Below are 15,936 nucleotides of genomic sequence, written 5' to 3'. Positions count from 1 at the left end.
CCCCCCGATGACGCTCAGGCACCGTAGGGCCGTCCGTCGACCGGACCGGCGGTGTGCTGTTGCTGGACCGCCCGTAGACCCTGCTGGTAGCGCTGGACCGCGTAGTCCGCGGCGCGCAGGTCGCAGGGGGCACTCCAGAGCATCCGCCGGGCCTGGTCGTACCGCTCGATCAGTTCCGGATCCTCGGCGACGCGGAGTCGCGCCGCCATGGCCTTGTACGCGTCCAGACGCCCCCGCAGTTCCGCGCGGACCGCCAGCGGTGCGGTCACCGCGGTCAGCGACTCCCGTGCCCGCTCCAACTCCCGCTCGGACGCGGCCTCCAGGGTGTCCAGCAGCGGGCCGAGCTGCGACCACAGGCCGTGCCGGCGCAGCTGCTCGGCCTGGGCGAGCCGCTCGCGCATCGCGCTCGCGGGCCCGGGTACGGTCGGCACCTCGGTGGCGGCGATCTTCGCCAGCACCTCGCCGCGGGCCCGGCGGGCCTCGGCCAGGGTGGCGTCGGCGCGGGCCAGTGTCTCGCCCACCCGGTCCATCCGCTCGTCCGCGTCGTCGCGCAGCCGCACCAGATCGGTGAGTTCGAGCCGGATGTCCTCCACCGCGCGCTCGGCGCGATCGTAGCGGCCGGTCTCCACCGAGCCGCCCGCCGGAGCGCGGCCGGGCGCCGGAGCGCCGATCGGACGCGGGGTCCAGAAGCCGAGCGGATCGGTGACGACCTCGTTGCGCAGCGAGGCCAGTTCCTTGCCGAGTTCCTCCAGCGCGTCCCCGGCGGGGTGTTCGCCGGGCAGCACGCCGACCGAGCGGGCCAGCGCCTGCACCCGGCCGAGCTCGGCCAGCAGCAGGTCGATCCGGGCCGGCAGCGCCGACCAGACCGCGTCCGCCGCGGAGGAGACCTCCATGATCCGGCCGTACCACTCGTTCATCCGGTCGACCAGCTCGCGCAGGCTCACCTGCTCGCTGAGCCGCGCCCCGCCGGTGAGCGAGGGCACGCCGCCCGGCAGCTGGCTGCCGGCGACGGTGACGCCCTTGCCGCGCAGCAGCTCGGTCAGCTCGATCAGGTCGGACTGGGTGGGCCTGGTGCGGCGCGAGCGCACCGCGCGGGCGGCGGCCAGCGCCTCGGAGTAGGTGTCGAACAGGGTCCACATCAGCTGCAGGCCGGGCTCGGCGGCCGACCAGCGCTCGGCGGTCAGGCCGCTCAGGTGGGCGCCCTCGAGCAGGCGTCGGCCCGGGTGGTCCTGCAAGGCCAGCAGGGAGGATTCGACGGCCTCGCGCTCGTCACCGAGCCCTTTGAGGGTGCGGTCCACCTCCTCGCGGGTCATCACGGGACCGTACGGTCCGGTCAACGCCATGCTTGCCTGTCTCCCTGGTGGTCGTGCCGGTCGTCAGATTGTCAGAACCGGATCCGAAGGGGCACTTCGGGGCCGGACCTTGTTGCAACCTTGACGCGGTCAGCCGGTGTAGTGCGCGGCGGGCGGGGTGGCCTCGTGTCCGGTGTAGGACTTGAGCCAGGTGTCATAGCTCTGCTGCCAGCCGCCGTTGGCGATGTAGGACTGCAGCACCGCGTTGATCCGGGCGACCAGGTCGCGCGAGCCGAGCTTGACCGCGACCGCGTAGTACTCGGTGTCCAGCTGGCCGGGCACGATCTGCAGCGAGTGGTCCTGCGCGTGCTGACTGACGGCCAGTGCGCCGTCGGTGATGGTCGCGTCGACCTGGCCGAGCTGCATGAGCACCAGGCAGTCCAGCTGGTTGGCGACCGGAACCTCCTGGGCCTTGTAGGGGGTGGCCTGCAGCGTGCTCTCGGCCGTCGAGCCGGTGGCCGTGCAGATCCGCTTGCCCTTGATGCTGTCGTTCAGGCCGCTGACCTGGGAGCCGTGCGGCACCAGGATCTGCTGGCCGGTGGTGAAGTAGTCCGCGGAGAAGGACACCTGCTTCTCGCGCGCGCAGCTGTGCGTGAAGGTGCGCACCACGACGTCGACCAGGCCGCTCTGCAGCGCGGGGATGCGCTGGTCGGTGGGGACGGCGAGGAGCTGCACCTTGTTCGGGTCGCCGAGGATGGCGGCGGCGAGCGCGTGCACCAGGTCGATGTCGAAGCCCTGGATGGCCCCGTTGTCCGGGTCGCGCGAGCCCCACAGGTAGCTGTTGGTGTCGATGCCCGCGACCAGCTTGCCGCGCGCGATGATCCGCTGGACGTCCAGGCCGGAGTCGGAGGTGCTCGGCGAGGCGGTGGCCAGTTCGTCGCACTTGGGCGCGTCGGCCGGCGCGCGGTCGATCCGCACCTGGGACTGCCGCGCGCCCGCGTCGTTCGGCGCGGCGGCGGAGCTGCCGGCGAAGGCGAACCCGCCGAGCATCAGTGCAGACGTCACCGCCCACACGCCGGGGCGCCGCAACCAGTTGGTGGTCTTCATCTCTGCTCTCCCCCTACCGGTACTCGGCCACACGCCGGTTGACGCCCATGACCACGCCCGCCGCGGCGAGTACCGCCAGCACGCCCGCGCCCGGCGCGAGCAGGGAGGTGGCGCCGCGGCCGCTGTCGGCGAGGCTGCGGAACTGGTCCTGCTCGTGCGCGGCCGCCGTGTCGAGGCTGCCCTTGAGCGAGGTGAAGGCCGCGTCGATGGTGCCGGTGCCGCTGCCGATGGTGTCGCTCAGGGCGGTGTCGTAGTTGCCGTTCTGGTTGGCGTCGTGGGCCGTGTCGTGCCGGGACTGCCAGTCGTGCCAGGACGTGAGCGCGGCGCTCATCGACTGCTGCGCCGTCGCGTCGCCGGAGGTCGTGGACTGCGCCTGTGCGAGCCGGCCGCTCAGGGTCGTCTTGTCCTGGTCCCAGGCGGTCTCGTAGGCGGTGGTCGAGCCGCGGGCCACCAGGTTGAGGTTCTCGGCGGCGCGGCACTTCAGCGCCTCGATCTCCGCCTGGTTGAGCACCTGGAGCGGAGTGGCGCCCTTGCTGTCGCTGTCCGCGAGGTAGGAGGAGGCGACGGCCTGCCCGACCCCCAGCCAGAGCAGCGCCACCGTCGCACCGAGGGTGGCGAGCACCAGGCCGGGGTTGAAGACGCGGTTGGTCTCGCGGAAGAGCCGGACCTGCGCGCGGACCAGCGCGGCCAGCAGCACCAGGCCGAGACCGAGCGCGGCCCAGGGCAGCGAGCGGGCGTCGGCGTAGTCGCTGTGCAGCCGGGCGGTCTCCGCGGTGTAGAGGTTCTGCGCCTCGCCGAGCATCTGGGTCTGCATCTGCGCGGAGGCGTAGCGCAGGTAGGCGCCGCCGAGCGGGTAACCCTGGCGGTCGTCGGCCTTGGCTGTCTCCACCAGGCCCGCGTAGACCGGCAGCTGGGCGTTGAGCTCGGTGATCCACTGCTGGCCCGGGTCACCCGCGCCGCTCTGTGCGGCGGCCTTGGTCAGCAGCTGCGACGCGGTCGCGATGTCGCCGGTGTACTGCGCGCGCACGGCCGCCGTCTCCGCGCCGGCCTGGAGGAAGGCGGTGGCCGCGGTGGTGTCCGCGTCGGCGAGGGAGCGGAAGATCTGCGCGGCGTCGTCGCTCAGCGGCTGGCTGTGGTTGACCACGTTGTCCGCGGCGGAGGAGCGCGAGCTCACCTGCCAGACCGTCAGTACACCGAAGAGCAGCGCGAGCAGCGCCAGCAGGGCGGCTCCGGTCTGCAGGCGGCGCGGCGGCGTGCCCGTCAGCGCGGCGGTCAGGCCGCCGCCGCGGCGGGCCGCGACCTGCGGCCCGGCCGGTCCTGGTACGTCCGGTCGCGTCGGCGCCGGTCGCGTCGTGGCCGGTGTGGCCATGCTGTGCGCCCCCTTCCCCCTGTGGCATTCGTCGGGAGAAGTATGGCCGTCCCGGAGGGCAGGTCACACCCAAGATGCGTCGATCTTGAGGATTCGCGGCAGAGCTGTGACACATCGGGCCGGATCGATCGTGTCCGGAATTGGCGAGGCGTGTACACAACTCTCCGACATCTATGACATTCCTCGTTCACCTCATTCATGTCCGGCGTTCCTGGCTCCGATTCTGTGAATCCGTCTGGAGGCTCGACCGTCTCCATCGGCCGATCGCGACCAGTGCGGTCCAGCGCGGGAGATGAGGAACCGTGAGCGGAGCCAGATTCCTGATCGTCACCGGGACGGACCGGGACAGCGGTGGGGAGTCGCCGTGGTTCGGTTGGCGCCTGCTCAGCGCGAACAACCGCGAGTTGGGACGCAGCGCCGGGTTCTTCCCCGGGCGTCAGGACTGCGAGGCGGCGGTGACCCGGCTGCGTGCCGAGCTCGACCGGGCCGTCCCCGTGGTCTACGTCGTGCGTCCCGACTCGCTCTGGCGCTGGCGCCTCGACGTCGACGGCGCCGAGACGGCGCGGTCCGGCCGGGCATACCACCGGCTGCGCGAGTGCCGGTACAACCTGGCACACTTCCTGGCCGGGGTGCCGCAGGCGGACGCCGCCGCGCACTCGCTGCCGGAGCAGCGCTTCGCCGTCCGCCGCGGCGGCGGCTCCGGGCACGCCTCCGGCGGCCTCGCCCGGGCGGTGCTCCGATGAGCGGCGGCACGTTGAGCGGCGGCACGTTGAGTGGGGGTCCGTCGGGCGGAGGGCCGGTGAGCGGGAGCCCGGCGGTCGGGCGGCGGCCCGTCGTGCGTGCGGGCCTCTCCGACCGGCTCTTCCGCGGCGGCCTGCGGCTCAGTGGCGGCGTGGTGCTGACGGTGATGCTCGCGATCGGCTTCTTCCTGGCCTACCAGGCCGCGAACGCCCTCCGGGTCGGCGGATTCGCCTTCCTGACGACCCAGACCTGGGAGCCGGACGCCGGCCGCGGCCACTTCGGCATCGCCGCCGTGCTGGTCGGCACGATCCTGGTCGGCCTGCTCGCGGTCTCACTGGCGCTGCCGATGGCCCTGTGCGCGGCCCTCTACATCTCCGAGTACGCGCCGCGCGGCATCCGGCAGACGCTGATCGCGTTGGTCGACCTGATGGCGGCGGTACCCAGCGTGGTCTACGGCCTGTGGGGCTTCTTCTTCCTGGAGCCGCGGATGACCGGACTGGCCCGCTGGATCTCCACCTACTTCGGCTGGATCCCGATCTTCAAGGTCGACGGCGCCGACCCGCACGACCCGCTGGCGCCGGTCGCGGCCTACACCTCCTCGACCTTCATCGCGGGCACCGTGGTCGCCTTCATGATCACCCCGATCATGTGCTCGGTCATGCGCGAGGTCTTCGGCCAGGCGCCGGCGGGAGAGCGTGAGGGCGCCTACGCGCTCGGCGCGACCCGCTGGGGCATGATCCGCTCGGTCGTGCTGCCCTACGGTCAGGGCGGCATCATCGGCGGCACGATGCTCGGCCTCGGCCGCGCGCTGGGCGAGACCATCACCGTCTACATGATCATCTCGATGGTCTTCGCGATACAGCCCCACGTGCTGCAGAGCGGTGCCAGCACCGTCTCCGCGCTCATCGCCCTGCACTACGGCGACTCCACGCCCTTCGGTGTCTCCGCGCTGATGGCTGCCGGACTCGCCCTCTTCCTGATGACCCTGGCGGTGAACTTCGCGGCCTCGGCCGTGGTCGCCCGCAGCCGCTCCGGAGCCGCCTCGTGACCACCTCCACCCCGCCTCTTCCGGCCGAGCCCGACGCCGCTGCCGAGGCCGTTGCCGCCGCCGCTTCCGTGCCGGAGTCCGATGGCACGGCGGTAGCCGTTGCCGCGCCCGCAGCTGCCGCTTCCGTGCCTGAGCCCGTTGCTGCCGCCGGTTCCGCGCCCGAGGCCGTTGCCGCAGCCGCAGCCGCCGCTGCTTCCGTGCCTGAGCCCGTTGCTGCCGCTGCTTCCGCGCCCGATGCTGTGGAAGAGGAGGAGCCCCGGACGACTGTCGTGCTGCGTACGCCGCCGCCGCCAGGCGGGCAGCAGCGCCGCCGTCCGGGCGGCGCCAAGCCCGCCGACCGTTACGCCGTCGTCGGCGCGCTGGCCGGCTCGCTCGGGCTCGCCACCCTGCTCTTCCACTACCTGCTGCCGTTCGACGGTCCGCTCGGCTTCGTCGTCACCACCTGGCTCTGCTTCCTCGGCCTCTACGCCCTGCTCGTCGCCCAGGAGGAGAACGGCCTCGCGGTCCGCGACCGGCTCGCCTCCGCGGTCGTGCACAGCGTGGCCGCGCTGGTGCTCGCGGCGCTGGCGCTCGTCGTCGGCTACGTCGCGACGCGCAGCTGGAACGCGCTGCCGCACGCCAACTTCTACACCCAGGACATGTCCTCGGCGGACTCGCTCACGCCGCTCACCACGGGCGGCGTGCTGCACGCGGTCATCGGCTCGCTGGAGCAGATCGGCATCGCGCTGGTCATCACCGTGCCCCTGGGCATCGGCACCGCGGTCTTCCTGACGGAGGTGCCGGGCCCGTTCAGCCGGTTCGTCCGCACGCTCGCCGAGGCGATGACGGCCCTGCCGTCCGTGCTGGCCGGGCTCTTCATCTACGCGGTCTTCGTCCTCGTCCTGGGCTGGGGCCGCAGCGGCTTCGCCGCGGGCTGCGCGCTCTCGGTGATGATGCTGCCGATCATCATCCGCGCCTCGGACGTGGTGCTGCGGCTGGTCCCCGCCTCGCTCAAGGAGGCCTCCTACGCGCTGGGCGCGGGCCGCCTGCGGACGACCCTCCGGGTCGTCCTGCCGACCGCCCGCTCCGGACTGATGACCGCAGTGATCCTCGGCACCGCGCGCGGCATCGGCGAGACCTCGCCGGTCCTGCTGACGGCGGGCTACAACAAGGGCTTCAACGCCGACCCCTTCAGCGGCCCCCAGGTCTCCCTGCCGCTGCTGGTCTTCACCCTGGTCCGGCTCCCCTCGCAGACCCAGATCACCCGCGCCTTCGGCGCGGCGATGGTGCTGCTGGCGCTGGTCATCTCCCTCTTCATCCTCGCCCGCGTCCTCGGCGGCCGCCCGGCCGGCACGCTGACGGCCGGCCAGCAGCGCCGCCGCATGGCGGCTTCCGCCCGTCTCGCCCAACGGTTCGTTGCCACGCCCGCTCGGGGGCGCGGGGCCCTGCTGACGAGGGGCTGCGCCCCGGGGCGCGAGAGACCACCCAGTGCGGACGGCCCTGCTCGTTCGGCGCGCCAGGTGGCTGGGTGGCTTGTCGCGCGGTTCCCCGCGCCCCTGGGTGGTGCGAAGTCCCCCTCCGACAGAAAGGTGACCGGCGTGCGTCGCCGAATCCTCGCGCTGCTCACGGTCGCCGCGATCGTGCTTCTCTGGGCCGCGGCCCCCCGCGCGCTCGCCAGCAACTACGTCCCGATCTCGGGCGCGGGCAGCACCTGGAGCAGTAACGCCATGGACGCCTGGGCCACCAACGTCAAGCAGTACGGCATGCAGATCAACTTCGACGCCACCGGCTCCTCCGACGGCCGCGCCAAGTTCAAGAACGGCGCCGTGGACTTCGCCGTCTCCGAGATCCCGTACGGCGTCACCGACCAGGGTGTCTACGAGGCGCCGCCCTCGCGCAAGTTCGCCTACATGCCCATCGTCGCCGGTGGCACCTCCTTCATGTACAACCTGAAGATCAACGGACGCCGGGTCACCAACCTGCGCCTGTCCGGCGACACTCTCGCCGGCATCTTCACCGACACCATCACCAAGTGGAACGACCCGGCGATCGCCGCGGACAACCCGGGTCTGACGCTGCCGGCCCGGCAGATCGTGCCGGTCGTGCGGTCCGACGGGTCGGGCACCACAGCGCAGTTGACCACCTGGCTGAGCAAGACCGACGAGGCGTCCAAGTGGGACGCCTACTGCGTCAAGGCCGGGCGCAGCGCGCCCTGCGGGATCACCTCCTTCTACCCGACCATCCCCGGCTCCGGCTTCATCGCGCTGAGCGGCTCGCAGGGTGTGTCCGGGTTCGTCGCGCAGGACCAGAACGAGGGGTCGATCACCTACGTCGAGTACTCCTACGCGCTCAACACCGGCTTCCCGGTGGCCAAGATGCTCAACGCCTCGCACTACTACGTCGAGCCGACGGCCCCCGCCGTCGCGGTGGGGCTGACGACGGCGCGGATCAACTCGGACCTGACGCAGGACCTGGCCGGCGTCTACAACAGCTCCGACCCGCGCGCCTACCCGCTGTCCAGCTACAGCTACATGATCCTGCCGACGGCCGTGGAGAGCGGGTTCAACACCGACAAGGGCCGCACGCTCGGCGCGTTCGCCTACTACTTCCTGTGTCAGGGGCAGCAACAGGCCCCGGCGCTCGGGTACTCGCCGCTGCCGATCAACCTGGTGCAGGCCGGTCTCGACCAGATCCGCCGGGTGCCCGGGGTGCAGGCGCAGAACATCACCATCAGCAACTGCAACAACCCGACCTTCTCCTCCGACGGGACCAACACCCTCGCCAAGACCGCGCCGTACCCGCCGGCCTGCGACAAGCAGGGCACGACGCAGTGCGACACCGGCACCGGTGGCGCGGGCGGCAGCGGGGGAGCGGGTTCCGGCGGATCCGGTGGGTCCGGCGGGTCGGGTGGCGCCGCGGGTGGCGACACCGGCGCGACCTCGGGTGGGGCCACCGGCGGGGCGGCCGGCGCGGGCGGGACGACCGCGGGGACGGGCGGCGCCGGGCCGGCCGCCGACCCCGGACTGGTCGGCGGGTCGAGTGGCGGCGGAGCGTCGGGTTCCGGCGGTACGCAGGTGAACGCCGATCCCGTCGCCATCAGCGCGAACGACACGAGCGACCTGGAGCACGTGCTGATGGCGCTGGCGGCGGTCCTGCTCGCCTGCGTCGTGGCGCTGCCGCCGGTGATCGCCCGCCGGATGGCCCGCAAGAACGGCGGCCTGTGATGCTGCGTCGAATCCGAAGCGCTCCGAAGAGCAGCGCCGCCCCCGTGCGGCCGCGCTCCCGCGCGCTGTCGCGCGCCCTGCGCACCGGCGTGGCCTGCGCCGTGCTGGCGGCGGTCGCCGCGGGCGTGGTGACCTCCGCGTCCTCCGGCGGCGCCGACCGCACCGCCACTGCGCTGCCCACCGGCGGACCCTCCGTCCAGGTCGACCCGATCACCGGCAAGCCCGTCCCGGTCGGCTCCGGCGCGAACGGTTCGACCGGCGCGAACGGCGCGACGGGCGCGACCGCTGTGAGTGGCGCGAGCGCGACGGGCACGAGTCCCAACGGCTCGACCGGCGCCGTGCCGGGCACCGAGCTGAGCACCGTCGGCAGCAGCGACCCGCGTCTGCCCGGCTCACCGACCCTGGTCACCCCGGCCGGCTCCGGCTCCGCCGTCAGTGTGCACGGCACCGGCCCGTTCGCCGGGCTGACGGTGACCGTGGCGCAGACCACCGACCTGACCGACCAGGTCGTCAAGGTCGACTGGACCGGCGGCGAGCCCACCCTGCCGAACCCCTCCAGCTTCGCCCAGGACTACCTGGAGCTGATGCAGTGCTGGGGCGACGCGGCCACCGGGCCGGACCGCACCCAGTGCCAGTACGGCGGCCTGCGCGGCGACAGCCGCGGCGGCGCCTACGTCTCCACCCGCCAGCTGAACTACGGCTCGCTGGTCGACCCGCTGGAGCCGATCAAGCAGACGCAGCCCAACGTCAACGTCTACACGCCCTTCCACGCCGTCAACGGCGTCGTGGAGACGACGGCGGGCAGCCAGTTCTTCGACGTGGAGTCCACCAACGAGGTGCCCTTCGCGCCCACCCGGGCCGACGGCACCGGCCAGGTCTACTTCGAGACGCAGACCGGCATGGAGGCGCCCGGCCTCGGCTGCGGGGAGACACCCGACAACCTCAAGGTGCCGCCGAAGGAGGGCCGCCAGTGCTGGCTGGTCGTCGTTCCGCGCGGTGAGGTCGACGTCGACGGCAGGACCCCGACGGGCAACTCGGGCCAGCTGCAGTCCTCGCCGCTGTCGACGAGCAACTGGCGCTACCGCATGGTCGTGCCGCTGCACTTCACCCCGCTCGGCCTCAACTGTCCGATCGGCAGCGACGAGCGGCTGACCTACGGCACCGAGATGGTGCAGGAGGCGATCACCCGCTGGCAGCCGGTGCTCTGCCGGCAGACCTCGTCGATCTTCGGCTACACGAAGATCGACGACAATCTGGCCCGCGGCAAGCTGGTCAACGACGCCGACCCCGGCCTGGTCTACGTGGCCGATCCGGTGCCCGCCGACCAACTCCCGGCCGGGCGCTCACCCGTGTACGCGCCGGCGGCCCTGTCCGGCGTGACCGTCGCCTTCGACATCCAGAGCCAGTCCTACACCAGCGCCCCGGCCGACGTGCGCCAACGTGAGGGCCAGCGCATCAAGAGCCTCAACCTGACGCCGCGCCTGGTCGCCAAACTGCTGACGCAGTCGTACCGCTACGCCGTCGGCTACGCGGCGACGGACGTCCAGAACAACCCCCCGGACCTCACCACCGACCCCGACTTCCTGGCGCTGAACCCGGACTTCAAGCCGCTCGCGTTCCTCTCCCGGATCCCGGACATCCTGGTGCCGCTCGGCCAGTCCGACGCCGCCCGGCACCTGTGGGCGTGGGTCGAGGCCGACCCGGACGCGCGGGACTTCCTGGCCGGCAGGAAGGACCCGTGGGGGATGACCGTCAACCCCAACTACACGGCGAGCCAGCTCAACCTGCCGCGCGACGACTTCCCCAAGAGCGACCCGTACTGCCAGACCTTCCCCGGCGACCCGTACAACCGGCCGCCGCTGTGCACCCTGGACGCCCACCCGTACGCGGTCGGCATGCACGACGCGGCGCGCTCCGCCGCCCGCGGCGACACCCTCGCGAAGACCATCTGGGACGCCACGGCCACCCCGCCGCAGCTGAAGAAGGCGACGCCGCAGCCCCAGGGCCAGATCGGCATCCTCGCGGTCACCGACACGGCGACGGCGGCCCGGTACGGCCTCGACACGGCCAACCTGCTCAACGGGGCCGGGCAGTTCGTCGCGCCGACCACGGCCTCGATGCTGGCCGCCCAGGCGGCGATGACGCCCGTCGGCACCACCGGCGTGAGCCTGCTGCCGCCGGACAGCAAGGCCAAGGGCGCCTACCCGCTCACCGTCGTCAGCTACGCGGCCACCGTGCCGTCGCTGCTGACCAAGTCCGAGGGTGCCGCCTTCGCCTCCCTGCTCCGCTACGCCGCCGGTCCGGGCCAGACGCCCGGGGTGGCACAGGGGCAGCTCGTCCCCGGCTACGTGCCGATGCCGCAGGCGCTGCGCACGAAGACGCTCGCCGCCGCCCAGACCATCGCCGACGGCGCGGGCAAGCCAGGCGGCGGCACCACCGGCGGCACGGGCTCCACCACCGGTTCCTCCGGCGGCACGACCGGCGGGGCGAGCGGTGGCACGGCCGGGGGGCTCGGTTCCTTGGGCGGGGCGAGCGGCAGCGGCGGCGCGAGCGGCGGATCGGGGGCGTCGGGGGGCGTCTCCGGCGGCTCGTCCGCGACGCCGCACGGCCCGCCGACGCTCGCACCCAGCGCACCGGCCGTGCAGAACGTCGCCCGCACCGCCGCCACGCCCGTCGGCTCCGCCCAGTACCTGTTCGTGGTGCTGCTCTGCGTCGCCGTGCTGGCCGCCGGAGCCGCACCGCTGCTCACCCGCTTCCTGCGGCGGTCCCGGGGCTGACCCCGCGTCCCGACTGTCCCCCCGGACCGCCCTACGGATCACGACCTGACGCCCAGCCCGACGGCCGGAACCCTCCGCCCGTCCACTGCTCCACCGTCGAAAGGGAACCGTTCCATGACCGGCAAGTACAGGCTTCTCGCCGCCGCCGCTGGTGTCGCCCTCCTCGCCGTCGGCGCCGGCACCGCGCACGCCGACCCGGTGGGCGCGCCCACCTACCGCCCGCTCGCGGGTGTCGGCTCCGACACCACCCAGGGCGTCATGAACGCGATGTCGAACGCGATCACCATCAACGGCCAGAAGGTGATCGGCTCGTACGACGCGACCGGCTCGGCGACCATCGCCACCCAGTCCGCGGCTGCCTGCCAGGCCGAGGCCCGCCCGAACGGCTCCGGCGCGGGCCGCACCGCGCTGCTCAACTCGCTGGGCGCGAACGACGGCTGCCTGCAGTTCTCGCGCTCCTCCAGCCTCAACCTGACCTCCGCCACGCCGGGCCTCACCTACGTGCCCTACGCCATCGACGCGGTCACCTACGCGATCACGCCGACCAGCTCGCTGCCGCGCTCGATGACCCTGGCCGACCTGCACGGCATCTACACCTGTGACCCCAACTACGTGGGCACCGCCCCGAACTACTCGATCCACCCGCTGCTGCCGCAGGCCGGTTCGGGCACCCGCTCCTTCTGGGAGACCGCCGTCGGCATCGCCGACGCCGACGTGGTCGCGGGCAAGTACCCGTGCATCAGCGACACCAAGAACGGCAAGCCGATCGAGGAGCACGACGGCCGCGTCCTGGACGACAACTCCATCGCGCCGTTCTCCATCGCCCAGTACATCGCCCAGGGCGCGGGCACCCTCGCCGACCTGCGCGGCTCCGCGCTGCTCGGCAGCATCAACGGCACCCCGTCGCTGCTGCTCAACACCGGCTCCGCGGCCACCCGCGAGGTCTACAACGTGATCCCCTCCGCCAGTGTCGGGACCGCCCCGTGGAGCACCGTCTTCGTCGGCTCCAACTCCCTCATCTGCCAGCAGGGTTCGATCATCAAGAACTACGGCTTCGGCATCGACACGAACTGTGGCGACACCTCCAAGGTGACGGGCTGACCCTGCCCGCCCGCACGGAACCACCCACCTGTCCTCGTACGCACACACGCAGACTCACGAAGGCGAGTTCCCTGTGTCGACCCTCCGTATCTCCCGGCGCGTGGCGCTGGCGACGGCCACGCTGCTGGCGTCCGGCGCCACCACCCTGATCGGCGCGGCCGCCGCGCACGCCGACACCCAGCTCGGCACCATGACCGCGACGCCCGCGAGCGGCGCCGACAACGACGCGATGAGCTTCACCACCTCCGGCGGCTGCACCGGCGGTGGGACCAACCTGATCATGTCGGTGTCGGGCGCGGGCTTCCCGGCCACCGGCACCCAGGTCGTCGGCAACTCCGCGACCTCGGTCTACCAGCAGACCGCAGCGGGCGGCTACGTCGTGCCGCTGGCCAACACCATGCGCTACTTCGCCCAGCAGGCCGGGATCACCGCCCTGTCCGGCGAGTACGACTTCACCCTGACCTGCCGCAACGCCTTCGGTGCCACCACCTTCGGCGACTACGTGGGCAAGATCTGGTTCACCAGCCCGACCGCCTACACCTCCACCAACCCGACCCAGACGGCCACCACCACGACCCTCGCGGTGACCCCGGCCGGTCAGGCCACGGTCGGCGGCGCGGTCACCCTGACCGCCACGGTCACCCCGGCCGCCGGCGGCAACGTGCAGTTCTACGACGGCGCCACCCCGATCGGCACGCCGGTCGCGGTCGCCAACGGCACCGCCACGCTGACCACCTCGGCGCTGACCCAGGGTGCCCACCAGCTGTCCGCCGCGTTCACCTCGACGGACCCGGCGTTCGGCAACTCCGCGTCCACCGCCACCTCCTACACCGTCAGCCCGCCGAGCGCGCAGGCCACCACGACGGCGCTGGCGGTCGCGCCCGGCAGCTCCTCGGCGGCCGGCACCGCGGTCACGTTGACCGCCACGGTCACCCCGTCGAACGCGGACGGCACGATCACCTTCACCGACGCCACCACCGGCACCGCCCTCGGCAGCCCGGTCGCCCTCGCCAACGGCACCGCCACGCTGACCACCAGCACCCTGCCCCAGGGCGACCACCAGCTCACGGCCGCCTTCACGCCCACCGACGCCACCAAGTTCGCGGCGTCCACCTCGCAGGCCGTCACCTACACGGTCAGCGCCCCCGGCGGCGGTGGCGGCACGGGCGGTGGCACCGGCGGCGGCACCGTGACCGGTACCGAGAACATCACCACCACCGTCGCCCCCGGCGCGCTGGTGCTGAGCGTCGCGGGCAGCACCGTCGCCCTGCCGCCGCTCACGCTGAACTCGGCCAGCACCCTGTTCGCCTCGGCCGGTCCGATCCAGACCGTCACCGTCACCGACACCCGTGCGGGTGCGCCCGGCTGGTCGCTCAGCGGCCAGGTCGTGGACTTCACCGACGCGGGCGCCGACAAGATCAACGGTGAGAACCTCGGCTGGATCCCGCGCCTGGTCAACAAGGTGGACGGGCTGAACGTCACCCTCGGCGGCGCGGTGGCCCCGGCCAACGCGGTCGCGGCCGGCGACGGCGGCGCGCTCGGCCTCAAGTCCTCCCGGACCCTGGCCACCGCGACCGGCCTGGGCACTGCCCAGCTCGGCGCCGACCTCTCCCTGGTCGCGCCCACCTCCACCAAGGCGGGCACCTACACCGCGGTGCTGACGCTCACCGCGATGTGACCAGCGCTCCTCGTTCCACCCGACCGTGATGTGACGTTCCGTCGCTGATGGCCGCCCCGTCGCACCGCGCCCCTCGTCCGAGCGCGGTGCGACAGGGACAGCCTGCCCAGTCACCCCCCGTCCGCGCAAAGGACCCCCGCCATGACCCGCCCCCCGACGAGAGCGCGCCGCGCCCTCCTCGCGCTGACGGCGCTGCTCACCGCCGTCCTCGCCGCGCTCGCGCCGACCGTCGCGGCGGCGCTGCCCGCTCCCGCCTCCTTGCCCGCCGCTGCTCCCGAGGCGCAGCAGCAGACCTTCGGCATCCAGCCGGCCTCGGCGTCCGGCCCCGACCAGCGCGCGGCGCTCACCTACGCGGCCACGCCCGGGGCACAGCTCAAGGACCACGTCGCCGTCTACAACTACGGCGACGACCCGCTGACCCTCTCCCTCTACGCGGCGGACGCGTTCAACACCTCCACCGGCGGCTACGACGTGCTGCCGGCCTCCAGGACCTCCACGGACGTCGGCGCCTGGATCCACCTCGCCGTCGGCACGATCACGCTGCCGCCGCGCACCCGGCAGATCGTCCCCTTCACCCTCGCCGTCCCCGCGAACGCCTCGCCCGGCGACCACTCCGGCGGCGTGGTCCTGGCCCTGCGCCGCCACACGACCGATGCCAAGGGCAACGACATCACCGTCGACCAGCGCGTCGGCACCCGCGTCCACCTGCGCGTGCCCGGCGCGCTGCGGCCCAAGCTGGTCGTGGAGTCGGTCGCGGTGAGCTACCGGGGCACGCTCAACCCCTTCGGCACCGGGACGACGACGGTCAGCTACACCGTCCGCAACGCCGGCAACATCCGCCTCGCCGGGCGCCAGGCGGTCCGCGTCCACAACGCCGTCGGCGGCCTGACGACGGCGAGCGGCCCCGGCGCGCTGACGGAGCTGCTGCCGGGCAACACGGAGACCTACACGGTCCAGGTCCGGGGCGTCTTCCCGACGCTCTGGTCGACGGCGAGCATCACCGTGGACCCGATGGCCGTCCCCGGCGACGCGGACCCGGCGCTGCCGTCGGCGATCAGCGACCACGTCTACGCGACGATCTCGTGGACGCTCGTCGCGGTCGTCATCGTGCTGCTGGCGATCGCGGTCAGCCTCTTCCTCCGCTTCCGCCGTCGCCGCCGCTACGGCCCCACGGGCACCCCGGGCCCCTTCGGCGGCCCGCCTGCCGGCCCCTCGTCCCCGCCCACCGGCTCGCCCGCGCCCGTGCCGGTCCCGGCGCCAGTGCCGTCGCTCCCGGCCCCCGCTTCCGGTGGTTCGGTCGGGGAGGCGGCTGGGCCGGTGGCTGTCCCCGTGCCGGTCCCCTCCGGCCCGCCCGCGTCCGCGCCGACGCCGGAGGCGTCGGGCTCGGCGGCGGCGTCGCTGTCGGCTCCTGCCTCCGGTGGTTCGGCCGGGGAGGCGGCTGGGCCGGTGGCTGTCCCCGTGCCGGTCCCGTCCGGCGCGCCCGCGTCCGCGCCGACGCCGGGGGCGTCGGGCTCGGCGGCGGCGCCGCTGTCGGCTCCTGCCTCCGGTGGTTCGGCCGGGGAGGCGGCTGGGCCGGTGGCTGTCCCCGTGCCGGTCCCGTCCGGCGCGCCCGCGTCCGCG

At 73.1% G+C, this 15,936-nt stretch carries 10 protein-coding genes; 7 read left to right on the top strand and 3 right to left on the bottom strand.

Going from position 1 to position 15,936, the window contains the following annotated elements; genetic code table 11:
- Positions 1-14: 14 nt before the first annotated feature.
- The 3 genes from ABH931_RS11275 to ABH931_RS11265 form a co-directional block, all read right to left on the bottom strand.
- On the bottom strand, positions 15-1,313 hold the full coding sequence (locus ABH931_RS11275) for a hypothetical protein (RefSeq protein WP_370112227.1): 1,299 nt from the start codon (positions 1,311-1,313) through the stop codon (positions 15-17).
- A 129-nt stretch (positions 1,314-1,442) separates the two neighbouring features.
- Positions 1,443-2,399 (bottom strand): glutamate ABC transporter substrate-binding protein, encoded by a 957-nt coding sequence (locus ABH931_RS11270; RefSeq protein ID WP_370112226.1) that lies wholly within the window; start codon positions 2,397-2,399, stop codon positions 1,443-1,445.
- A gap of 13 nt (positions 2,400-2,412) precedes the next feature.
- Entirely contained in the window at positions 2,413-3,768 is a 1,356-nt protein-coding gene (locus ABH931_RS11265) for a hypothetical protein (protein ID WP_370112225.1), read from the bottom strand.
- A gap of 302 nt (positions 3,769-4,070) precedes the next feature.
- Between ABH931_RS11265 and ABH931_RS11260 the strand changes: the two genes are divergently transcribed.
- The 7 genes from ABH931_RS11260 to ABH931_RS11230 form a co-directional block, all read left to right on the top strand.
- The gene (locus ABH931_RS11260) at positions 4,071-4,511 is read left to right on the top strand and encodes a hypothetical protein (RefSeq protein WP_370112224.1); all 441 of its coding nucleotides are present in this window, start codon (positions 4,071-4,073) and stop codon (positions 4,509-4,511) included.
- Positions 4,512-4,567: 56 nt separating this feature from the next.
- Positions 4,568-5,557 (top strand): phosphate ABC transporter permease subunit PstC, encoded by a 990-nt coding sequence (gene pstC / locus ABH931_RS11255; RefSeq protein WP_370112223.1) that lies wholly within the window; start codon positions 4,568-4,570, stop codon positions 5,555-5,557.
- 269 nt (positions 5,558-5,826) lie between these two features.
- Complete coding sequence (gene pstA, locus ABH931_RS11250) at positions 5,827-8,760, top strand: phosphate ABC transporter permease PstA (RefSeq protein ID WP_370112222.1); 2,934 nt, start codon at positions 5,827-5,829, stop codon at positions 8,758-8,760.
- A 44-nt stretch (positions 8,761-8,804) separates the two neighbouring features.
- Complete coding sequence (locus ABH931_RS11245) at positions 8,805-11,537, top strand: hypothetical protein (RefSeq protein ID WP_370112221.1); 2,733 nt, start codon at positions 8,805-8,807, stop codon at positions 11,535-11,537.
- A 114-nt stretch (positions 11,538-11,651) separates the two neighbouring features.
- Positions 11,652-12,638, top strand: a complete 987-nt coding sequence (locus ABH931_RS11240; protein WP_370112220.1) for a hypothetical protein — start codon at positions 11,652-11,654, stop codon at positions 12,636-12,638.
- A 73-nt stretch (positions 12,639-12,711) separates the two neighbouring features.
- Positions 12,712-14,316 (top strand): Ig-like domain repeat protein, encoded by a 1,605-nt coding sequence (locus tag ABH931_RS11235; RefSeq protein WP_370112219.1) that lies wholly within the window; start codon positions 12,712-12,714, stop codon positions 14,314-14,316.
- Positions 14,317-14,457: 141 nt separating this feature from the next.
- Positions 14,458-15,936, top strand: a 1,479-nt coding sequence (locus ABH931_RS11230; RefSeq protein WP_370112218.1) for a hypothetical protein, incomplete at its 3' end; no start/stop codon positions are given.

The organism is Streptacidiphilus sp. MAP12-33 (assembly GCF_041261265.1).
GTDB lineage: Bacteria > Actinomycetota > Actinomycetes > Streptomycetales > Streptomycetaceae > Streptacidiphilus.
This window is presented reverse-complemented; position numbering and strand designations above follow the sequence as displayed.